Below are 17,554 nucleotides of genomic sequence, written 5' to 3' on the forward strand. Positions count from 1 at the left end.
CGGCGAGCTTCTCCAGGGCGGTGTTCGCGCCGGTGACGTAGGCCTGGTGGTGCTTGGAGTGGTGCAGCTCCATGATCCGCCCGGAGATGTGCGGCTCGAGCGCACCGTAGTCGTAGGACAGCTCGGGCAGGGTGTAAGCGGGCATCCGGATGTACCTCCTGGTACGGACCGCCGGAGGTCGTCCGACGGTCCCTGGGCAGTGAACTGACGGTGTCCCTGCCGCCTCACGCGGGCGCTGCCGCGCCCCGGGGGCAGAGACGACGATGACCCGCGACCTGCCCGCCTGGAAGAGGGGGTTGGTCGCGAGTCATCGTCCTACTGTGCAGGAACCCGGAGGTCAGCGCTCGTCGGCGCCCTTCTCCGGCTCCACGAGGTCCCGACCGCCGCCGACGGGGGCGGTCCCGGCCTCGATCTGCTCGTGGCTCGTGCTCTCGAGGGCGTCGTGCTCACCGTGCGAGTGCGCGGCGGCGAGCTCGGCCGGCGTCACGGGCTCGATGCGGTCCTCGTAGAAGAACCGCGACAGGCGCTGGAGACGCTTGTCCTTCTTGTAGCCCTTGCGACGTACGCCGCGGGAGTCCGTCGCCGGCTCGATCTCGAGCGGGGCGTGGGCGGAGTAGTTGACCCGCAGCCAGCGCTCCTGCTCGTCGAGCGGGCGGTGGACCTCGATGTACTCGCCGTGCGCGAACCGGACGATGCGGCCGGTCTCGTGGCCGTGCAGCACGAGCTCGCGGTCCTTGCGCTGCAGCCCGAGGCAGATGCGCTTGGTGACCCAGAACGCGAACCAGGGGCCGACGAAGATCAGGATCCGGAAGGCCCAGGTGATCGTGTTGATCGACATGTGGAAGTGCGTCGCGATGAGGTCGTTCGACCCGGCGAGCGCCAGGATGATGAACGCCGTGAGGAACGCGACGCCCAGGCCGGTGCGGACCGGCACGTTGCGCGGGCGGTCGAGGACGTGGTGCTCGCGCTTGTCCTTCGTCACCGCGGACTCGAGGAACGGGTAGACGAAGAGGAACGTGAACAGCAGGCCCGGCACGACGACCGCGGGGATGAGGACGTTCAGCGACAGCGTGTACCCGCCGATGACGAACTCCGTCTGCCCCGGCATGAGTCGCAAGGACCCTTCGAGGAACAGCATGTACCAGTCGGGTTGTGCTCCCGCGGAGACCGGTGACGGATCGTAGGGGCCGTAGTTCCAGACGTTGTTGATCGCCATCGTGCCGCCCATGAGGGCGAGGATGCCGAACACGACGAAGAAGAAGCCGCCGGCCTTCGCGACGTACACGGGGAACAGCGGGAAGCCGACCACGTTGGTGTCCGTGCGGCCGCCACCCGGGTACTGCGTGTGCTTGTGGAGCACGACGAAGAACAGGTGGAGCGCGACCAGCGCGAGGATCAGGCCCGGCACCAGGAGGATGTGGACCGTGAACAGTCTCGGGATGATGTGCTCGCCCGGGAACTCGCCGCCGAAGATGAAGTACGACATGTACGAGCCGATGAGCGGGATCGCCTTGACGACGCCGTCGGTGATGCGCAGGCCGTTGCCCGACAGGACGTCGTCGGGCAGCGAGTAGCCGGAGAAGCCGGCGGCGAGGCCCATGATCATGAGCAGCATGCCGACGAGCCAGTTGACCTCACGGGGCTTGCGGAACGCGCCCGTGAAGAACACGCGCATCATGTGCGTGACGATCGACGCCATGAAGATCAGCGCGGCCCAGTGGTGGATCTGCCGCATGAGCAGACCGCCGCGGACCTCGAACGACATGTGCAGCGTCGACGCGAACGCGTCGGACATGAGCACGCCGTCCATGGAGGCGGGCTCGCCGTGGTAGGTCACCAGGGACATGCTCGGGACGAAGAACATCGTCAGGAAGATGCCGGTGAGGATCAGGACGACGAACGAGTAGAGCGCGATCTCGCCCAGGAGGAACGACCAGTGGTCGGGGAAGACCTTGCGCGCGAACTCCTTGACGGCGACACCGATGCCGGTGCGCTGGTCGAGGTAGTCCGCGGCCTTCCCGGCGGGGGTCGTCGGCGCGGCTGACTTCGGTGCGGCCGCCCGAGGTGCGGCGGTTCCGGTGCTGGTGGTCACTTCAGACGCTCCCAGAAGCTCGGGCCGATGGGCTCGTGGAAGTCGCTCTGCGCAACCAGGTAGCCCTCGTCATCAACGGTGATCGGCAGCTGCGGCAGGGGCCGCTTCGCGGGGCCGAAGACCACCTTGGCGCTGTCGGCCACGTCGAACGTCGACTGGTGGCACGGGCACAGCAGGTGGTGCGTCTGCTGCTCGTAGAGAGCGACGGGGCAGCCGACGTGCGTGCAGATCTTGGAGAACGCGACGATGCCGTCGTACGACCAGCTCTCCCCGGCGGGGGACTGCTCGGACACGATGTCGCGCGGGTCGAGACGGACCAGGAGGACGACGGCCTTGGCCTTCTCCGTGATCCACTCGTGGGACTGCATCTCCTCCTGCGAGGCCTCGGGGATGACGTGGACCACCGAGCCGATGGTGACGTCGGCGGCCTTGATGGGCCTGCCCGAGGGATCGATCGCGAGGCGCGTGCCCCGCTGCCAGAGGGTGTGCTTGAACTTGGAGACGTTCCAGTCGCCACCGACGCTCCCGACGAGCGGGACCGCGATGGTGAGCGGGAAGAGCGCGAGGGCGGAGATGACCGCGCCCTTGAGCACGCCGCGGCGGGCGATGCCCGAGTCCTTGACGCCCGCGTCGAGCTCGGCGAGCGCGGCGGTGCGCGTCTCGGGGTCGCTCGCGATGGGGTGGCGCTCGTCCACCTTCTCGTGGTCGGACATGAGGACCTTGGCCCAGTGCACCGCGCCGAAGCCGATGCCGAGCAGGGCGAACGCGATGGCGACGCCGAGCGCCACCGTCGAGAGGCGGACGCCCGCCGTGGTCCCGTCCGGCGGGATCACGAAGTAGACGACGAGGGCCGCGATGGTGCCGATGACGGAGATCCCGAAGAGGGCGGCGACCTGACGCTCGGCGCGCTTCGACGCCTTCGGGTCGCGGTCGGCCATGCGGCTCTTGTGCTCCGGCAGACCGGGGTCCGGGAACGTGTCGAGGGTGCCGTGCTCCTCGCGGTGCCCGACCTCGCGGTGCGAGGACTGGGACGAGCGGGGGCTCTGGTAGTCGCTCACGAGGACTTCGCTCCGATCCACACTGCGGCCCCGATGAGGAGGCCCATTCCGACGATCCAGGCCCACAGGCCCTCGCTGACCGGACCGAGCGACCCGAGCGACAGGCCGCCGGCAGAGCCGTCGCGCTGCTCGGCGAGGAACGCGATGACGTCCCGCTTCTCCTCGGGCGTCACGGTGGCGTCGTTGAAGACCGGCATCGACTGCGGGCCGGTGAGCATCGCCTGGTAGATGTTGCGCTCCGAGGTGTCCCACAGCGGGGGAGCGAACTTGCCCTCGGAGAGGGCGCCGCCCGCACCGATCGCGTTGTGGCACATCGCGCAGTTGGTGCGGAAGACCGCGGCACCGTTGGCCGGGTCGCCCAGCGCTGCGTCGACCTGCTCGTCCGTGGGGATCGCGGGGCCCGCGCCGAGCGACGCGACGTAGGCGGCGAGCTGCGCCGTCTGCTCCTCGTCGAACTGGCGCGGCTTCTGGATGGCCTGCGGACCGTCCATCTGCATGGGCATGCGGCCGGTGGACACCTGGAAGTCGACCGACGCGGCGCCGACACCGACGAGCGAGGGCGCGGTGGCCGTGCCCTCGGCGTTCGGCCCGTGGCACGTGGCGCAGTTGGCCTGGAACAGCTTCTGGCCGGTCTCGATGTCCTCGGTGCTGGCGGTCTCGGCGTTGGCCGAAGTCGGGGCAAAGGCGGCGTAGACGCCACCGGTGACCAGCAGCGCCAGCAGCAGCAGCACGACCGGCGCGAAGCGGTGGTGTCTGCGGGCGGCGAGTGCCTTCACGAAATGATCCTCGTCTCGCAGGTGGGGGAGCAGGGGGCGGGTGGGCGGTCCGGGGCGGAACCCGGGCGCGACGTCAGCGCAAGATGTAGATCACGAAGAAGAGCGCGATCCACACGACGTCGACGAAGTGCCAGTAGTAGGACGTCACGATGGCCGTCGTGGCCTCGTGGTGCCCGAAGTTCTTGGCCGAGAACGAGCGGCCGAGAAGGAACAGGAAGGCGATCAGGCCGCCGACGACGTGGAGGCCGTGGAACCCGGTCGTGATGTAGAAGACGGAGCCGTAGGGCGTGGAGGAGATCGACACGCCGTGCTCGACGAGCTCGGCGTACTCGAAGATCTGACCACCGATGAAGAACGCGCCCATGAGGAACGTCAGCGTCATCCACTCGTTCATCCCCCAGCGGTTCACCTGGAAGATCGAGCCGGTGCGGACGGGCTGGAAGCGCTCGGCGGCCCACACGCCCATCTGGCACGTCACCGACGACAGCACCAGGACGGTCGTGTTGATCGCCGCGAAGGTCAGGTTGAGCTTGTCCGCCTCGAGGGCCCACTCGTCGGCGGGCATCACGGCGCGGACCGTGAAGTACATGGCGAAGAGGCCGGCGAAGAACATGAGCTCGCTGGCCAGCCACACGATCGTCCCGACCGAGACGGGGTTCGGTCGGTTGACGCTCACGTGCTGATGGGCGTGGGGGGCAGCCGTTGCGGTCGACACAGGAGCCATTATGGCCGACGAACCTCAGCTTCGCGGCACGCAGACGGCAGCCCGGAGGCGGTGAATCTCACAATGTCTCCAGAACTTCCCACGGAGACCTGCACTTGGTGACGGAAACCGTCCGAGTGCCATGAAACCCGGGCGTCCGGGGCGCGGGCCAGGGCCCTTGGTCCCCGGTCCGCCGCCGGTCGGCGCACGACCCGCCGCAGGGGTGCTGCGGAGCGCTCCGACGTGCCAAGATGCCAGTCGGGACGTGCGTCCGCCACACGCGGCGCCGCGCGCTCCCGGGCCCACCCGAGGGAACGACGAAGGCGACGGTGACGACGATGACGACGACCGTGACGACGACGCACGGGGACACGGACGTGACCCCGCGCGCGCCGCGCATCCTGCTCTACAGCGACGACGTGACCGTGCGCGAGCAGGTGCTGCTCGCCGTCGGGCGGCGGCTGGGCGCGGGGCAGCCGGAGATCGAGTGGCACGAGGTGGCCACCCCGGCGGCGGTCGTGGCGTCGGCGGACGCCGGCGGGTGGGACCTGCTGGTCCTGGACGGTGAGGCCGACAAGGCCGGGGGCATGGGTCTGTGCCGCCAGCTCAAGAACGAGATCTACGCGTGCCCGCCGGTCCTGGTCCTCACCGGCAGGCCGCAGGACGGTTGGCTAGCATCGTGGTCGCTCGCCGACGACGCGGTGCCCCGGCCGTTCGACGCGGTCGCCCTCCAGCGCGCCGTCGCCGACCTGCTGCGCGCCTCCGGCACGCGGTAGCCGACCAGGAGACCGACCAGCCGAAGGGCCACCCGTGACCGCCACCCCGCACCCTGCCGCCTCGACCACGAGCGACTCGACGGGTGCGGGGCTCACCTGGCCCGGTCTGCTCACCGAGCTCGTCGCGGGGAACGACCTCGACGCCGAGCGCACCGCGTGGGCCATGGACCAGGTCATGTCGGGCGAGGTCTCGCCCGTGAGGCTCGCGAGCTTCCTCGTCGCGCTGCGCGCGAAGGGCGAGACGGTCGCCGAGCTCACCGGTCTCGCCGACGCGATGCTCGCGCACGCGAGCCGCTTCTCCGTGGACGGGCCCGCCGTGGACATCGTCGGCACGGGCGGCGACCGCGCCCACACCGTGAACATCTCGACGATGGCGTCGCTCGTCATCGCGGGCGCGGGCGTGCGCGTCGTCAAGCACGGCAACCGCGCCGCGACGTCGTCGTCGGGCGCCGCGGACGTGCTCGAGGAGCTCGGGATCCGGCTCGACCACGGTCCCGACCGCGTGGCGCGCATCGTGCAGGAGGCGGGGATCACCTTCTGCTTCGCCATGGTGTTCCACCCGTCGATGCGGCACGCGGGCGTCGCGCGCAAGGAGCTCGGCATCCCGACGGCGTTCAACGTGCTCGGCCCCCTGACGAACCCCGCGCAGCCGCGCGCGGCCGCGATCGGCGTGGCCGACGCCCGGATGGCGCCGCTCATCGCCGGCGTGCTCGCCGGGCGCGGCACGTCGGCGCTCGTGTTCCGCGGCGACGACGGTCTCGACGAGCTCGCGGCCACCGGCGGCGCCACGGTGTGGGAGGTGCGCGACGGCGCCGTGACGGAGCACCGCCTCGACCCCGTCGCCGACCTCGCGCTGACGCCCGTCACCGTCGAGGACCTGCGGGGCGGGAACGCGGCGCACAACGCCGACGTCGCGCGGCGGTTCCTCGCGGGCGAGCCGGGCGCGGTGCGCGAGACCGTGCTGCTCAACGCGGCCGCGGGCCTCGTCGCCGACGGCACGCTGCCCGGTACCGCGGAGGGTTCGCTCGTCGAGCGGCTGCGCGCGGCCTACGACGTCGCGGCCCGCAGCGTCGACTCCGGTGCCGCGCGCGCGGCGCTCGCCCGCTGGGCGGAGGCCGCGGCGCGCGACTGACGGCCAGTCAGCCGGCGCGCGACTGACCGCCGGTCAGTCGTCGAGGCCGAGGGCGAACGCCTGCTCGAGGTCCACGTTCGAGTAGGCGCGGAACGCGATGAACGTCTCGGTGCGCACGACGCCCTGGACCTTGCTGATGCGGTCCGCGATGACGTCGGCGAGCTGGTCGTGCTCCTGGACCCGCACCATCGCGACGAGGTCCGCCTTGCCCGTCACCGAGTAGACCTCGCTGACCCCGCGCAGGTCCGCGACCTCCGACGCCACCTCGGGGATGCGTGCGGGGTCGGTGTCGATCAGGACGATGGCGGTGAGCATGGTTCCTCCGGGGACGGGTCGTCGTCAGGCGACCACTCTACGGTCGGCCCGGCCGACGCGTGGGCCAGTTCGGGGCCGTCGGCTTCCGCGTGGCGCGCGACGTGGCGGGCCGTGACCGCGAGGTCCACGTGCGACCCGGCCGAGCGGACCGGGCACGCCCAGGGACCCGTGACGTCGACGATCCGCACCCCGGGTTCCTGGAGCCACGACAGCAGGATCTCGGCCTCGTGCGGATGGCTCGCGGGGGCCGGCGGCACGGGCGGCGCCACCGTCTCGGCCGTCGCGACGAGCGCGTGCACGAGCGGCCACGGGTCGGTGCCCGGGTCGCTGACGCCCGTCGCGGCGAGCCGCGCGTGCCGCACGACGACGACCTCCCACCCGCCGGCGTCCGTCGGGCGGGCGGCGACGAGCTCGGCGCACGCGGCGAGCGGGGCGAGCCGCTGCGCACGCGCCGCGCCCGTGAGGAAAGCGCGCAGGCGCTGGGTCAGCTCGCCGGCCTGCTCGAAGCGCTCGTCTCGCGAGAGCGCCACGATGCGGCGCCCGAGCTCGGCGACCACGCGCGACGGGTCGCCCTCGAAGGCCTCGCGCGCGCCCGCCGCGACGTCGCCGTAGCCCGCGTCGCGCTCGGTCGCCGTGCACGGGGCGGAGCAGCGGCCCATCTCGGCGAGCACGCACGCCGTCGCGCCGGGCGAGGCGACGACGGGGAGGCGCCGGGTGCACTGGCGCAGCGCGAAGGCGTCGTGCAGGGCGTCCACGGCGGCCTGGGCCTGGTGCCGCGAGGCGAACGGGCCGATGTGCGCCGCCGGTGCGCGGACGTCGCGGACCAGCGAGAGGCGCGGGTACGCCTCGTCGGTGAGCCGGACCCACGTCATGCGCTCCGGGTGCCGCGACCGGCGGTTGTACCGCGGCGCGTGCTCGGCGATGAGGCGCAGCTCGCGGACCTGCGCCTCGAGCGGCGTCGCGCACACGACGGGCGTGACGGCGTGCGCGATGCGCACCATCTCGGTGATGCGCCCGCGCTTCTCCGAGCGCGTGAAGTACGACCGCACGCGGCGCCGGATCGACGTCGACGTGCCGACGTACAGCACCTCGTCGCCGGGGCCGCGGAAGAGGTAGACGCCGGGCGCGTCCGGCAGGCCGTCGGCGAGGTGGCGCTTGCGGCGCACGTCCTGCGGCACGGGGTCCGTCGCCCCGGCGAGGTCCTCCAGGTGCGTCACGCCGAGCGGGCCGAGGCGGCCGAGGAGCGCGTGCAGCACGTCGACGGTGGCGCGTGCGTCGGCGAGCGCGCGGTGGTCCGGCGTGACGGTGGCGCGGAAGAGGGCCGCGAGCGTCGCGAGCTTGTGGTTCGGTGCCTCGTCGCGCGTGACGACCCGCCGCGCGAGGGGCACGGTGTCGAGCACCTGGTTCCCGGGCCAGTCGTAGCCCGCGGAGCGGCACGCGGCCTTGAGGAACGAGATGTCGAACGGCGCGTTGTGCGCGACGAGCACGGCGCCGCGCGCGAACTCGAGGAAGCTGGGCAGCACGGCCTCGATGCGGGGCGCGGTGGCGACCATGGACGACGTGATGCCGGTGAGCCGGGCGACGAAGGCGGGCACGGGCACCCCGGGGTCGACGAGCGTCTGGAACTCACCGAGCACCTCGCCGCCGCGCACCTTCACCGCGCCGATCTCCGTGATCCCGGCGCCCGCGGGGGAGCCGCCGGTCGTCTCGAGGTCGACGACGACGAACGTCACCTCGTGCAGCGGCGTGCCCAGGTCCTCGAGCGTGGGCTGGACGGGGACGCCCTGCGGTGCGGACCCGGCGCGGGGGGCGGCGAGGGCGGGTCCGGACGACATGGCGGCGAGGCTAGCGAGGGCCACCGACACCGCCGCCGCGAGGTCCGTCGGCCGCCCGCCGACACGAAGGCCGGGAGCCGTGGCCCGTGTCCTCGGGCGGCATAGGGTGGGACCGAGAGAATCAGGACGATCAGGGACGAAGCGCCCGCGGTGACCCGCGGACGAGGTGCGGAGGAGGCGCGGCGCATGGTGGCCGACGGACCGGAGGACGCGCTGCCCGCGGAGCCGGACGTGCCGCCGTCGGTCCGCAGCCTCCTCGTGGCCGCCGCGGCGGACGCGCTCGGAGCGCTCGACACGGCCCTGGTCCCGGTCGCGCTCCAGCGGGTGCGGGTCTTCGCGCCCCGGCGGCGGGCGACGGCCGGTGCGGCGCCCCTGTGGCGGGCCCTGGTCGACGACGCGGGGTTCCGGCACGCGGTCGCCGCGGCCTGGTCCCGCGAGCACGACAGCGAGCCGGAGCCCGACGCCAGGCCCCCGGACGACCTGTCCCCGGCGCAGGTGCGCGAGCGGGCTGCGGGTGCCTTCCTCCTGCGGCCCGACGGCTGGCAGGCGGAGGTGGAGCAGGCCCGCTCGCTCGACGACACCCTCCGGGCGGACCGGTCGGCCCGGGACGAGGCGGCCCGCCTCCGCGGCGAGCGCGACCGGCTCGCCCGCCAGGTCGAGGAGCTCCAGGCGCGGGCCCGCGACGCCGACGCGCGCGCGGAGGCCGCCATGGCTGAGCTCGCCGCGGTACGCCGGACCGAGCGGCGGCTGCGCGCGGACGCGGACCGGGCGCGGGCCGAGGCGCGGGCCGCCGAGCGGGCGGCGCGGGGGGAGCGGGACGCCGCCGAGGCCGCGCTGCGGGACGTGCGCGAGGAACGTCGCGCCGCCGCCGTCGAGCTGGCCCGGGCGCGCGCAGAGCGGGACGTGGCACGCCGGGCGCGGACGTCGTCGGCCGACCTCGCGACGGCCCGGGCGCGCCTCCTGCTGGACACGGTGGTCGACGCGGCGGCGGGGCTCCGGCGCGAGCTCGCGCTCGGCCCGTCGACGACGACGCCCGCCGACGACGTCGCCGCCGGGCTGCCGGACGCGGAGCGTGCCCGGCCGGGGTCGCGCGGCCGCGCAGCGGACGACCCGGCGCTCGTCGACGACCTGCTGTCGGTCCCGCGGACGCACCTGGTCGTCGACGGCTACAACGTGACGAAGACGGGCTACGGCGAGCTGTCGCTCGCGGACCAGCGCGACCGCCTCCTCTCCGGCCTGCTCCGCGTGGCCGCCGCCGGCACGGAGGTCACCGTGTGCTTCGACGGCGCCGACGGCGGCCCCCGGCCGGTGCACGCCCCGCGCGGCGTGCGCGTGCTGTTCTCGTCGGGGGAGATCGCGGACGACCTCATCCGGCGCCTGGTCGCCGCCGAGCCGCCCGGGCGCCCGGTCGTCGTGGTGACGAGCGACCGCGCCGTCGCCGACGACGTGCAGGCGATGGGCGCGGCGTGCGTCCCGGCCCGCGCGCTCCTGGCGCGGCTCGCCCGCCGCTGACGACGCGGCCCTCCCCGGCGTGCCGCCGGGGAGGGCCGTGGTGCGCGGGGACGAGGGCCCCGGGCCGTGTCAGCGGACGGGCGCGGGCCCGTCGACGTAGATCGCCTCGACGTCGGCCGCGAAGTCCTTGAGCACCTCGCTGCGCTTCACCTTGAGCGACGGCGTGAGGTAGCCGTTCTCGACCGTGAAGTCCGTCGTGAGGACCGTGAACTTGCGGATCGACTCGGCGCGGGACACCGCCTGGTTCGCGCGCGTGACCGCGGCGTCGAGGGCGGCGAGGACGTCCGGGTCCTTGGCCGCCTGCTCGACGGTCAGCGGCTCCTTGCCGTGCATGCTCGCCCAGCCGGGCAGGCCCTCCGGGTCGAGCGTCACCAGGGCGCCGATGAACGGCTTCTGGTCGCCCACGACGACGCACTGCGAGACGAGCGCGTGCGCGCGGATCCGGTCCTCGAGGACGGCGGGTGCGACGTTCTTGCCGCCCGCGGTGACGATGATCTCCTTCTTGCGCCCGGTGATGCGCAGGAAGCCGTCCTCGTCGAGCGAGCCGAGGTCGCCGGTGCGGAACCAGCCGTCGACGAACGCGTCCGCGGTCGCCTGCTCGTTGTTGTGGTAGCCGCGGAAGATGTGGTCCCCGCGCAGGAGGATCTCGCCGTCCTCGGCGATCCGGGCGCCGCAGCCGGGGAGCTGCTCGCCGACGGTCCCGATCTTCGTGTTCCCGGGGCGGTTGACGCTCGTCGGTGCCGTCGACTCGGTGAGGCCGTAGCCCTCGAGGATCCGCACGCCGATGCCGCGGTAGAAGTGGCCGAGCCGCTCGCCCAGCGGCGCGCCGCCCGAGACGGCGTACTTCGCGCGACCGCCGAGCGCGTGCCGGAGCTTCTTGAAGACGAGCGCGTCCGCGACCTTGTGCTGCAGGCGCAGCCCGATGCCCGGCCCCGACGGCTCGTCGAGCGCGCGCGAGTACGCGATCGCGGTCGCGGCGGCCCAGTGGAAGATCTTCAGCTTGCCGCCCGCGGCCGCCTTCTGCTCCGAGGAGTTGTAGACCTTCTCGAAGACGCGCGGCACCGAGAGGATGTACGTCGGCTTGAACGTGCCGAGGTCCTCGAGCAGCGTCTTGGTGTCCGGCGTGTGGCCCAGCACCGTGCCGCCGGCCACGACGAGCACGCCGATGAACCGCGCGAACACGTGGGCGAGCGGCATGAACAGCAGCGTGCGGCCGCCCGGCTCCCCGAAGACCTCGGGCACGGCGGCCACGGCGTTGACCGTGAGGGAGTAGAAGTTCTGGTGCGTGAGCTCCGCGCCCTTGGGCCGGCCGGTCGTGCCGGAGGTGTAGATGATCGTCGCGACGTCCGCGAGGTCGGCCAGGCCGCGCCGGCGCACGATCTCGGCGTCGTCCACGCCGGCGCCGTCGGCCGTGAGCGTGGCGATCGCGCCCGCGTCGATCGCCAGCACGTCCTGCAGGGCCGGGGCCTGGTCGCGCACCTCCTCGACCGTCGCCGCGTGCGCCTCGGTCTCCACGACGAGCAGGCGCACGTCCGCGTCCGAGAGGATCCACTGCACCTGCTCCGGGCTCGACGTCTCGTAGAGCGGCACGGGCACGGCGCCCGCCGCCCACGTCGCCCAGTCGAGCAGGGTCCACTCGTAGCGCGTGCGCGACATGATGCCCACGTGGTCGCCCGGCTGGATGCCGCGGGCGACGAGCCCCTTCGCGACGGCGACGACCTCGGCGTCGAACTCGCGCGCGCTGAGCGCCTGCCACGCACCGTCGGCACCCGTGCGGCGCTCGACCATCGGCGCGGCCGGGTCGGCCGCGACGCGGCTCGCGAGGAGGTCGTTGAGGTTCTTCGAGGGATCGACTTCGACGATCCGTGGGGCGCTGATCTCGTCCATTCTGGCTCCAGTGGCAGTAGTCGACGGTGGGAGAACCCTACCCAGTGGCGGCGTGTGCCCGAGACCTGCCGTTGTCGGTAGGCTTCAGGTGCTGTGCGCTGCTTGCGCAACGTTTCGCGCGGGCGCGGAGTTCCGGTGGCCCGACCCGTGGCGCGGGGTCGAGGCCCCGTCGTCGTGCGTGGTCCGTGAGCGGGCGAGCACCCGCAGCGAGACCTTGCAGTCAGCGGAACCGAGCGAGTAGAGGACGGGACATGCACGCCATCGGGGTGGACATCGGCGGGACGAAGATCGCGGCCGGGGTCGTCGACGAGAAGGGCGAGATCCTCGTCCAGACGCGCCGCGACACCGAGCCCGACGACGTCGCGAGCATCGACCGCGCCATCGCCGACGTCTATGCCGAGCTCACCGCCGACCACGAGGTCGGCGCGATGGGCCTCGCGGCGGCCGGCTTCGTCAGCCCGGACCGCACCTCGGTGCTCTTCGCGCCGAACATCGCGTGGCGCGAGTACCCGCTGGCGCGCAACGTGCGCGAGCTCATCGGCGACGTCGACGTCCCGATCGTCGTGGAGAACGACGCGAACGCGGCCGGCTGGGCGGAGTTCCAGTTCGGCGTCGCGCGCGACGCGACCGACATGCTCATGCTCACGGTCGGCACGGGGCTCGGGGGCGCGATCGTCGTCGACCGCGAGCTCGTGCGCGGCAAGTGGGGCGTCGCGGCGGAGGTCGGCCACATGCGCGTTGTCCCCGGCGGGCACTACTGCGGCTGCGGCCACGAGGGCTGCTGGGAGCAGTACGCGTCCGGGCGCGCCCTCGTGCGTGACGGGCAGAACGCCCTCATCGCCCAGCCGGACCGCGCGACGCGCCTGCTCGAGATCTGCGGCGGCGACCCGGACAAGCTCAACGGTCCCCAGATCACCCAGGCCGCGCAGGAGGGCGACGACCTCGCGGTCGAGCTGCTCGCGAACCTCGGCCGCTGGATCGGCGAGGGCGCGGCGTCGGTCACGGCGCTGCTCGACCCGGAGCTCATCGTCATCGGCGGCGGCGTCGGTGCGGCGGGCGACCTCCTGCTCCAGCCGGTGCGGCGCGCGTTCGCCGACCAGCTCTCCGCGCGCGGGCACCGCCCGGAGGCGCGGATCGAGCTCGCCGAGCACGGCAACGAGGCGGGCATCGTCGGCGCCGCGGACCTCGCGCGCCGCTGACGGGCGGCGCGGGCGCGGTGCGGAGGAGGCGCGGGCGTCAGACGACGGCGCCCGGCCCCTGGTCGTCGTCGTCCCGCCGGTGCGGCATGCGCCACAGCAGGATCGCGAGCCCCACGAGGAAGGCACCGCCGCCCACCTGCGCGACGAGCACGGGGTACGGGCGCGCGACGACCAGCACGACGAGCAGCAGGATCGGCACGCCGACGACGAGCGCCCACGCCATCGTCAGGAGCGGGTCGCGCCCGAGGACGAGCGGCGGGTCCGGGGGCACGAAGTGGCTCTCGGCCTCCTCGAGGTCCTCGACCTCGGGCGTCGTGGGCCAGTCGCGCGGCCCCGTCGGGCGCACCCAGGGCGCCACGGGCACGGACCCGAGCACGTCGCGGCCGCTGCGCGGGGCGCCCTCGGGCGCCCCGGCCGCCGGGTCCTGCGCGGCCCGGGGGTCGTCGCCCGGGCGGGCGCTCGGCTCGGACCGGTCGAGCTCGGACAGGTCCGCGAGCTCGGCCACGATGCCGGCCCACCGGGCGTCGACGTCGAGCGCGGGCTCGGGCGCCTCGTCGCGCGGCGCCGTCGCCTCCCCGTCGTCGGCGGCAGGGTGGTCCGCACCCGGCGCCGCGTCGTCGGGCGTGGGGTCGGGGACGTCGTCGGGCTGCGGGGAGTCCGGCTGGGCGTTCGGTGCGGCCATGGGAATCACTCTAGAGTCGGATGCACGTCCCGCGCCGGGACCCCGCGAGGAGGAACGTTGTTCTACTGGTTCATGAAGCAGGTGATGGTCGGCCCGATCCTGCGGCTCCTGTACCGTCCCTGGACGCGGGGCGTCGAGCACGTGCCGGACGAGGGCGGTGCCATCCTCGCGAGCAACCACCTCGCGGTGATCGACTCGTTCATCCTGCCGCTCGTCCTCGACCGCAAGGTCCAGTTCCTCGGCAAGTCCGACTACTTCACGGGCACGGGCGTCAAAGGCCGCCTGACCGCGGGCTTCATGCGCGGCGTCGGGACGATCCCCGTGGACCGCGCGGGCGGCAAGGCGAGCGAGGCCGCGCTCGAGACGGGCTTGCGCGTCCTGCGCGAGGGCGACCTGTTCGGCATCTACCCGGAGGGCACGCGCAGCCCGGACGGACGGCTGTACCGCGGCAAGACGGGCGTCGCGCGCCTCGCGCTCGAGTCGGGCGCCCCGGTGGTCCCGGTCGCGATGGTCGGGACGAACATCGCGCAGCCGATCGGCAAGGTCATCCCCACGCCCATGCGCATCGGGGTCGTCATCGGCGAGCCGCTCGACTTCTCGCGCTACCGCGGCATGGAGAACGACCGCTTCATCCTGCGCGCCGTCGCCGACGAGATCCAGTACGCGATCATGCGGCTGTCCGGCCAGGAGTACGTCGACATCTACGCGGCCACGGCCAAGGCGCGCCTCGCGGCGGGCCACACCGAGTCCGAGGTGGCGGGCGGAGCCCCCGGCGGGCGTCCCGCCCCGGACGTCCAGGTCCCGGAACCGCCGCCGGAGCCCGGCGCGGCGTCAGTAGACTGAGCGACGGCCGGTCGCGCCGGGCCCGTGCAGGGCCCGAGCCCCGTCGCCGCCACCCCGCCGGACCGCGTCCGTCCGGCCAGGATCCGTCCTACGAGAGGTTCTGAGTTCACATGTCGGTTCGTCGCGTCGCCCTCCTCACCGCGGGCGGTTTCGCCCCGTGCCTGTCCTCCGCGGTCGGGGGTCTCATCGAGCGGTACACGGAGCTCGACCCGGAGATCGAGATCATCGCCTACCAGTACGGCTACCACGGCCTGCTGACCGGCACGAAGATCGTCGTGGACTCCGAGGGGCGCAAGCAGGCGGGGATCCTGCACCGCTTCGGCGGCTCGCCGATCGGCAACTCGCGCGTCAAGCTCACCAACGCGGCCGACTGCGTCAAGCGCGGCCTCGTCCAGGAGGGCCAGGACCCGCTGCAGGTCGCCGCGGAGCAGCTCAAGGCGGACGGCGTCGACGTGCTGCACACGATCGGCGGCGACGACACGAACACGACCGCGGCCGACCTCGCCGCGTACCTCCACGAGAACGGCTACGAGCTCACGGTCGTGGGCCTGCCGAAGACGATCGACAACGACGTGATCCCGATCCGTCAGTCGCTCGGTGCGTGGACCGCCGCCGAGGAGGCCGCGGGCTTCGCCGCCAACGTCATCGGCGAGCACCGCTCGGGCCCGCGCATGCTCATCGTGCACGAGGTCATGGGCCGGCACTGCGGCTGGCTCACCGCGGCGTCCGCCGCCGAGTACCGCAAGTGGCTCGACGCCCAGGAGTGGGCTCCGGCCCTCGGCCTGACGCGCGAGCGCTGGGACGTCCACGCGGTCTTCCTGCCGGAGCTCGCGCTCGACATCGACGCCGAGGCCGAGCGCCTCAAGGCGATCATGGACGAGCAGGGCAACGTCAACATCTTCCTGTCCGAGGGCGCCGGCATGCACGAGATCGTGGCGCAGCTCGAGGCGGCGGGCGAGGAGGTCCAGCGCGACCCGTTCGGCCACGTCAAGCTCGACACGGTCAACCCGGGTCAGTGGTTCGCCAAGCAGTTCGCCGAGAAGCTGGGCGCCGAGAAGGTCATGGTCCAGAAGTCCGGCTACTTCTCGCGCGCGGCCGCCGCGAACGCCGAGGACCTGCGCCTCATCAAGTCGATGACCGACCTCGCGGTCGAGTGCGCGCTGCGCGGCGAGTCGGGCGTCATCGGCCACGACGAGGAGAACGGCGACCGCCTGCGCGCCATCGAGTTCCCGCGCATCGCCGGGGGCAAGGCGTTCGACGTGTCGCAGCAGTGGTTCGGCGAGCTCCTCGAGGGCATCGGCCAGCCGCTCGTGCCCGCGACGCCCGCGGCCCACTGACCGGCACCACCGCACCAGGAACCTCGTCAGGGGACGCCGTATGACCACCACGAGCGAGCCGGGGACCGACTCCGGGCTCGACCACTTCCGCACGCTCGTCGCGCTCCAGCAGCCGACGTGGCCGGACGAGGCGGCGCTCGACGCCGTCCGTGACCGGCTGGCGGCCTCCGCGCCGCTCGTGGTGCCGGCGGCTGCCGACACGCTGCGCTCCCGCCTGGCCGCGGCCGGGCGGGGCGAGGCGTTCCTCCTGCAGGGGGGCGACTGCGCCGAGACGTTCGCCGAGGCGAACGCCGACCGGATCCGCAACAAGATCCGCACCATCCTGCAGATGGCGGTCATCCTCACGCACGGCGCGAGCATGCCCGTCGTGAAGATGGGCCGCATGGCCGGGCAGTACGCCAAGCCGCGCAGCTCCGACTCGGAGACGCGCGACGGCGTGACCCTGCCCGCATACCGCGGCGACATGATCAACGGGCACGCCTTCACGCCCGAGGCGCGCATCCCCGACCCGGAGCGCCTCGTCCAGGCGTACCAGATCTCGGCGGCGACGTGGAACGTCGTGCGCGCGTTCACGACCGGCGGCTTCGCCGACCTGCGCCAGGTCCACGAGTGGAACCGCGGCTTCATGCGCAACCCCGCCTACGCGCGGTACGAGCGGACGGCGTCCGAGATCGACCGCGCGATCCGCTTCATGGACGCGTGCGGCGCCGACTTCGACGCGCTGCGCACCGTCGAGTTCTTCGTCAGCCACGAGGCGCTCGTGCTGGACTACGAGCGCGCGCTCACGCGCCGCGACGCGCGCACGGGGGACGCGTACGACACGTCGGCCCACTTCCTGTGGATCGGGGAGCGCACGCGCCAGCTCGACGGCGCGCACGTCGACTTCCTCTCGCGCGTCGCGAACCCCATCGGGGTCAAGCTCGGCCCGACGACGACGCCCGACGTCGCGCTCGAGCTCGCCCGCCGTCTCAACCCCGACGACGTCGAGGGCCGCCTGACCTTCGTCACGCGCATGGGCGCGGGCAACGTGCGCGACGCGCTCCCGCCGCTCGTCGAGGCCGTCGCGCGCGCGGGCGTGCCCGTCACGTGGGTCACGGACCCCATGCACGGCAACACCATCACGTCCGCGAGCGGCTACAAGACGCGGCGGTTCGACGACGTCCTCGACGAGGTGCGCGGCTTCTTCGAGGTGCACCGCGCCGCGGGGACCGTGCCGGGCGGGCTGCACGTCGAGCTCACGGGCGACGACGTGACCGAGGTGCTGGGCGGGAGCGAGGAGATCGACGACGAGGGGCTCGCCCTGCGCTACGAGACCCTCGTCGACCCGCGCCTCAACCACCAGCAGTCGCTGGAGATGGCCTTCCAGGTCGCGGAGATGCTGCGCGGCTGAGGGCGTGGGGAGACGGC

General features: G+C 73.1%; 15 protein-coding genes and 1 pseudogene. 7 read left to right on the plus strand and 9 right to left on the minus strand.

What is annotated here, in order from left to right; translation table 11 throughout:
* The 5 genes and pseudogenes from GWJ10_RS10265 to GWJ10_RS10285 form a co-directional block, all read right to left on the minus strand.
* Window positions 1–145: pseudogene (locus GWJ10_RS10265) on the minus strand (superoxide dismutase); the annotation flags it as partial.
* A 192-nt stretch (window positions 146–337) separates the two neighbouring features.
* The gene (locus GWJ10_RS10270; protein WP_021481147.1) at window positions 338–2,092 is read right to left on the minus strand and encodes a cytochrome bc complex cytochrome b subunit; all 1,755 of its coding nucleotides are present in this window, start codon (window positions 2,090–2,092) and stop codon (window positions 338–340) included.
* Window positions 2,089–3,051, minus strand: coding sequence for a Rieske 2Fe-2S domain-containing protein (locus GWJ10_RS10275; RefSeq protein ID WP_240949657.1), 963 nt, complete (start codon window positions 3,049–3,051; stop codon window positions 2,089–2,091). Before GWJ10_RS10275 ends, GWJ10_RS10270 begins: the two co-directional genes overlap by 4 nt.
* 95 nt (window positions 3,052–3,146) lie before the next feature.
* Window positions 3,147–3,926, minus strand: a complete 780-nt coding sequence (locus GWJ10_RS10280) for a cytochrome c (RefSeq protein ID WP_021481149.1) — start codon at window positions 3,924–3,926, stop codon at window positions 3,147–3,149.
* Window positions 3,927–3,999: 73 nt separating this feature from the next.
* Window positions 4,000–4,650, minus strand: a complete 651-nt coding sequence (locus GWJ10_RS10285) for a heme-copper oxidase subunit III (RefSeq protein ID WP_021481150.1) — start codon at window positions 4,648–4,650, stop codon at window positions 4,000–4,002.
* A gap of 317 nt (window positions 4,651–4,967) precedes the next feature.
* On the opposite strand from GWJ10_RS10285, the gene GWJ10_RS10290 reads away from it, so the two are divergent.
* Together GWJ10_RS10290 and trpD are read left to right on the plus strand one after the other, a co-directional pair.
* A complete protein-coding gene (locus GWJ10_RS10290) occupies window positions 4,968–5,405 on the plus strand; it encodes a response regulator transcription factor (protein WP_021481151.1) in 438 nt (145 codons plus the stop codon).
* A gap of 34 nt (window positions 5,406–5,439) precedes the next feature.
* Window positions 5,440–6,537: an anthranilate phosphoribosyltransferase gene (gene trpD, locus GWJ10_RS10295; protein WP_061269446.1), complete on the plus strand. Its 1,098-nt coding sequence runs from the start codon at window positions 5,440–5,442 to the stop codon at window positions 6,535–6,537.
* Window positions 6,538–6,570: 33 nt separating this feature from the next.
* Here the strand turns inward: trpD and GWJ10_RS10300 are convergent, their stop codons facing one another.
* Both GWJ10_RS10300 and GWJ10_RS10305 read right to left on the minus strand, forming a co-directional pair.
* On the minus strand, window positions 6,571–6,852 hold the full coding sequence (locus GWJ10_RS10300; protein ID WP_034654744.1) for an Lrp/AsnC ligand binding domain-containing protein: 282 nt from the start codon (window positions 6,850–6,852) through the stop codon (window positions 6,571–6,573).
* The gene (locus GWJ10_RS10305; RefSeq protein WP_083711741.1) at window positions 6,831–8,687 is read right to left on the minus strand and encodes a DEDD exonuclease domain-containing protein; all 1,857 of its coding nucleotides are present in this window, start codon (window positions 8,685–8,687) and stop codon (window positions 6,831–6,833) included. The genes GWJ10_RS10300 and GWJ10_RS10305 overlap by 22 nt, the downstream gene beginning before the upstream one ends.
* 186 nt (window positions 8,688–8,873) lie before the next feature.
* Here GWJ10_RS10305 and GWJ10_RS10310 point away from each other — a divergent pair, with 186 nt between their 5' ends.
* On the plus strand, window positions 8,874–10,199 hold the full coding sequence (locus GWJ10_RS10310; protein WP_163187289.1) for an NYN domain-containing protein: 1,326 nt from the start codon (window positions 8,874–8,876) through the stop codon (window positions 10,197–10,199).
* A 69-nt stretch (window positions 10,200–10,268) separates the two neighbouring features.
* Here the strand turns inward: GWJ10_RS10310 and GWJ10_RS10315 are convergent, their stop codons facing one another.
* Window positions 10,269–12,086 (minus strand): AMP-dependent synthetase/ligase, encoded by a 1,818-nt coding sequence (locus GWJ10_RS10315; RefSeq protein ID WP_061267338.1) that lies wholly within the window; start codon window positions 12,084–12,086, stop codon window positions 10,269–10,271.
* Window positions 12,087–12,337: 251 nt separating this feature from the next.
* On the opposite strand from GWJ10_RS10315, the gene GWJ10_RS10320 reads away from it, so the two are divergent.
* Window positions 12,338–13,285, plus strand: coding sequence for an ROK family glucokinase (locus GWJ10_RS10320; protein ID WP_043658218.1), 948 nt, complete (start codon window positions 12,338–12,340; stop codon window positions 13,283–13,285).
* Between the two features lie 37 nt (window positions 13,286–13,322).
* Here GWJ10_RS10320 and GWJ10_RS10325 read toward each other — a convergent pair whose 3' ends face one another.
* Complete coding sequence (locus GWJ10_RS10325; RefSeq protein WP_163187291.1) at window positions 13,323–13,967, minus strand: hypothetical protein; 645 nt, start codon at window positions 13,965–13,967, stop codon at window positions 13,323–13,325.
* Between the two features lie 57 nt (window positions 13,968–14,024).
* On the opposite strand from GWJ10_RS10325, the gene GWJ10_RS10330 reads away from it, so the two are divergent.
* The 3 genes from GWJ10_RS10330 (at window position 14,025) to GWJ10_RS10340 (ending at window position 17,537) form a co-directional block, all read left to right on the plus strand.
* A complete protein-coding gene (locus tag GWJ10_RS10330) occupies window positions 14,025–14,810 on the plus strand; it encodes a lysophospholipid acyltransferase family protein (RefSeq protein ID WP_228075234.1) in 786 nt (261 codons plus the stop codon).
* Window positions 14,811–14,920: 110 nt separating this feature from the next.
* Window positions 14,921–16,147, plus strand: coding sequence for a pyrophosphate--fructose-6-phosphate 1-phosphotransferase (locus GWJ10_RS10335; protein ID WP_163187293.1), 1,227 nt, complete (start codon window positions 14,921–14,923; stop codon window positions 16,145–16,147).
* Between the two features lie 40 nt (window positions 16,148–16,187).
* Window positions 16,188–17,537: a 3-deoxy-7-phosphoheptulonate synthase class II gene (locus GWJ10_RS10340; protein ID WP_163187294.1), complete on the plus strand. Its 1,350-nt coding sequence runs from the start codon at window positions 16,188–16,190 to the stop codon at window positions 17,535–17,537.
* Window positions 17,538–17,554 lie beyond the last annotated feature (17 nt).

It is taken from the genome of Cellulosimicrobium sp. SL-1 (assembly GCF_011033075.1).
In the GTDB taxonomy this organism is placed as follows: Bacteria; Actinomycetota; Actinomycetes; order Actinomycetales; family Cellulomonadaceae; genus Cellulosimicrobium; species Cellulosimicrobium funkei.

Excerpts from the sequence above, each read along its gene's own strand:
- GWJ10_RS10305 (WP_083711741.1), bottom strand. The coding sequence starts at position 8,687 with ATGTCGTCCGGACCCGCCCTCGCCGCCCCCCGCGCCGGGTCCGCACCG.
- GWJ10_RS10285 (WP_021481150.1), bottom strand. The coding sequence starts at position 4,650 with ATGGCTCCTGTGTCGACCGCAACGGCTGCCCCCCACGCCCATCAGCAC.
- GWJ10_RS10310 (WP_163187289.1), top strand. The coding sequence starts at position 8,874 with ATGGTGGCCGACGGACCGGAGGACGCGCTGCCCGCGGAGCCGGACGTG.
- GWJ10_RS10300 (WP_034654744.1), bottom strand. The coding sequence starts at position 6,852 with ATGCTCACCGCCATCGTCCTGATCGACACCGACCCCGCACGCATCCCC.
- GWJ10_RS10315 (WP_061267338.1), bottom strand. The coding sequence starts at position 12,086 with ATGGACGAGATCAGCGCCCCACGGATCGTCGAAGTCGATCCCTCGAAG.
- GWJ10_RS10290 (WP_021481151.1), top strand. The coding sequence starts at position 4,968 with ATGACGACGACCGTGACGACGACGCACGGGGACACGGACGTGACCCCG.
- GWJ10_RS10320 (WP_043658218.1), top strand. The coding sequence starts at position 12,338 with ATGCACGCCATCGGGGTGGACATCGGCGGGACGAAGATCGCGGCCGGG.
- GWJ10_RS10325 (WP_163187291.1), bottom strand. The coding sequence starts at position 13,967 with ATGGCCGCACCGAACGCCCAGCCGGACTCCCCGCAGCCCGACGACGTC.
- GWJ10_RS10335 (WP_163187293.1), top strand. The coding sequence starts at position 14,921 with ATGTCGGTTCGTCGCGTCGCCCTCCTCACCGCGGGCGGTTTCGCCCCG.
- GWJ10_RS10340 (WP_163187294.1), top strand. The coding sequence starts at position 16,188 with ATGACCACCACGAGCGAGCCGGGGACCGACTCCGGGCTCGACCACTTC.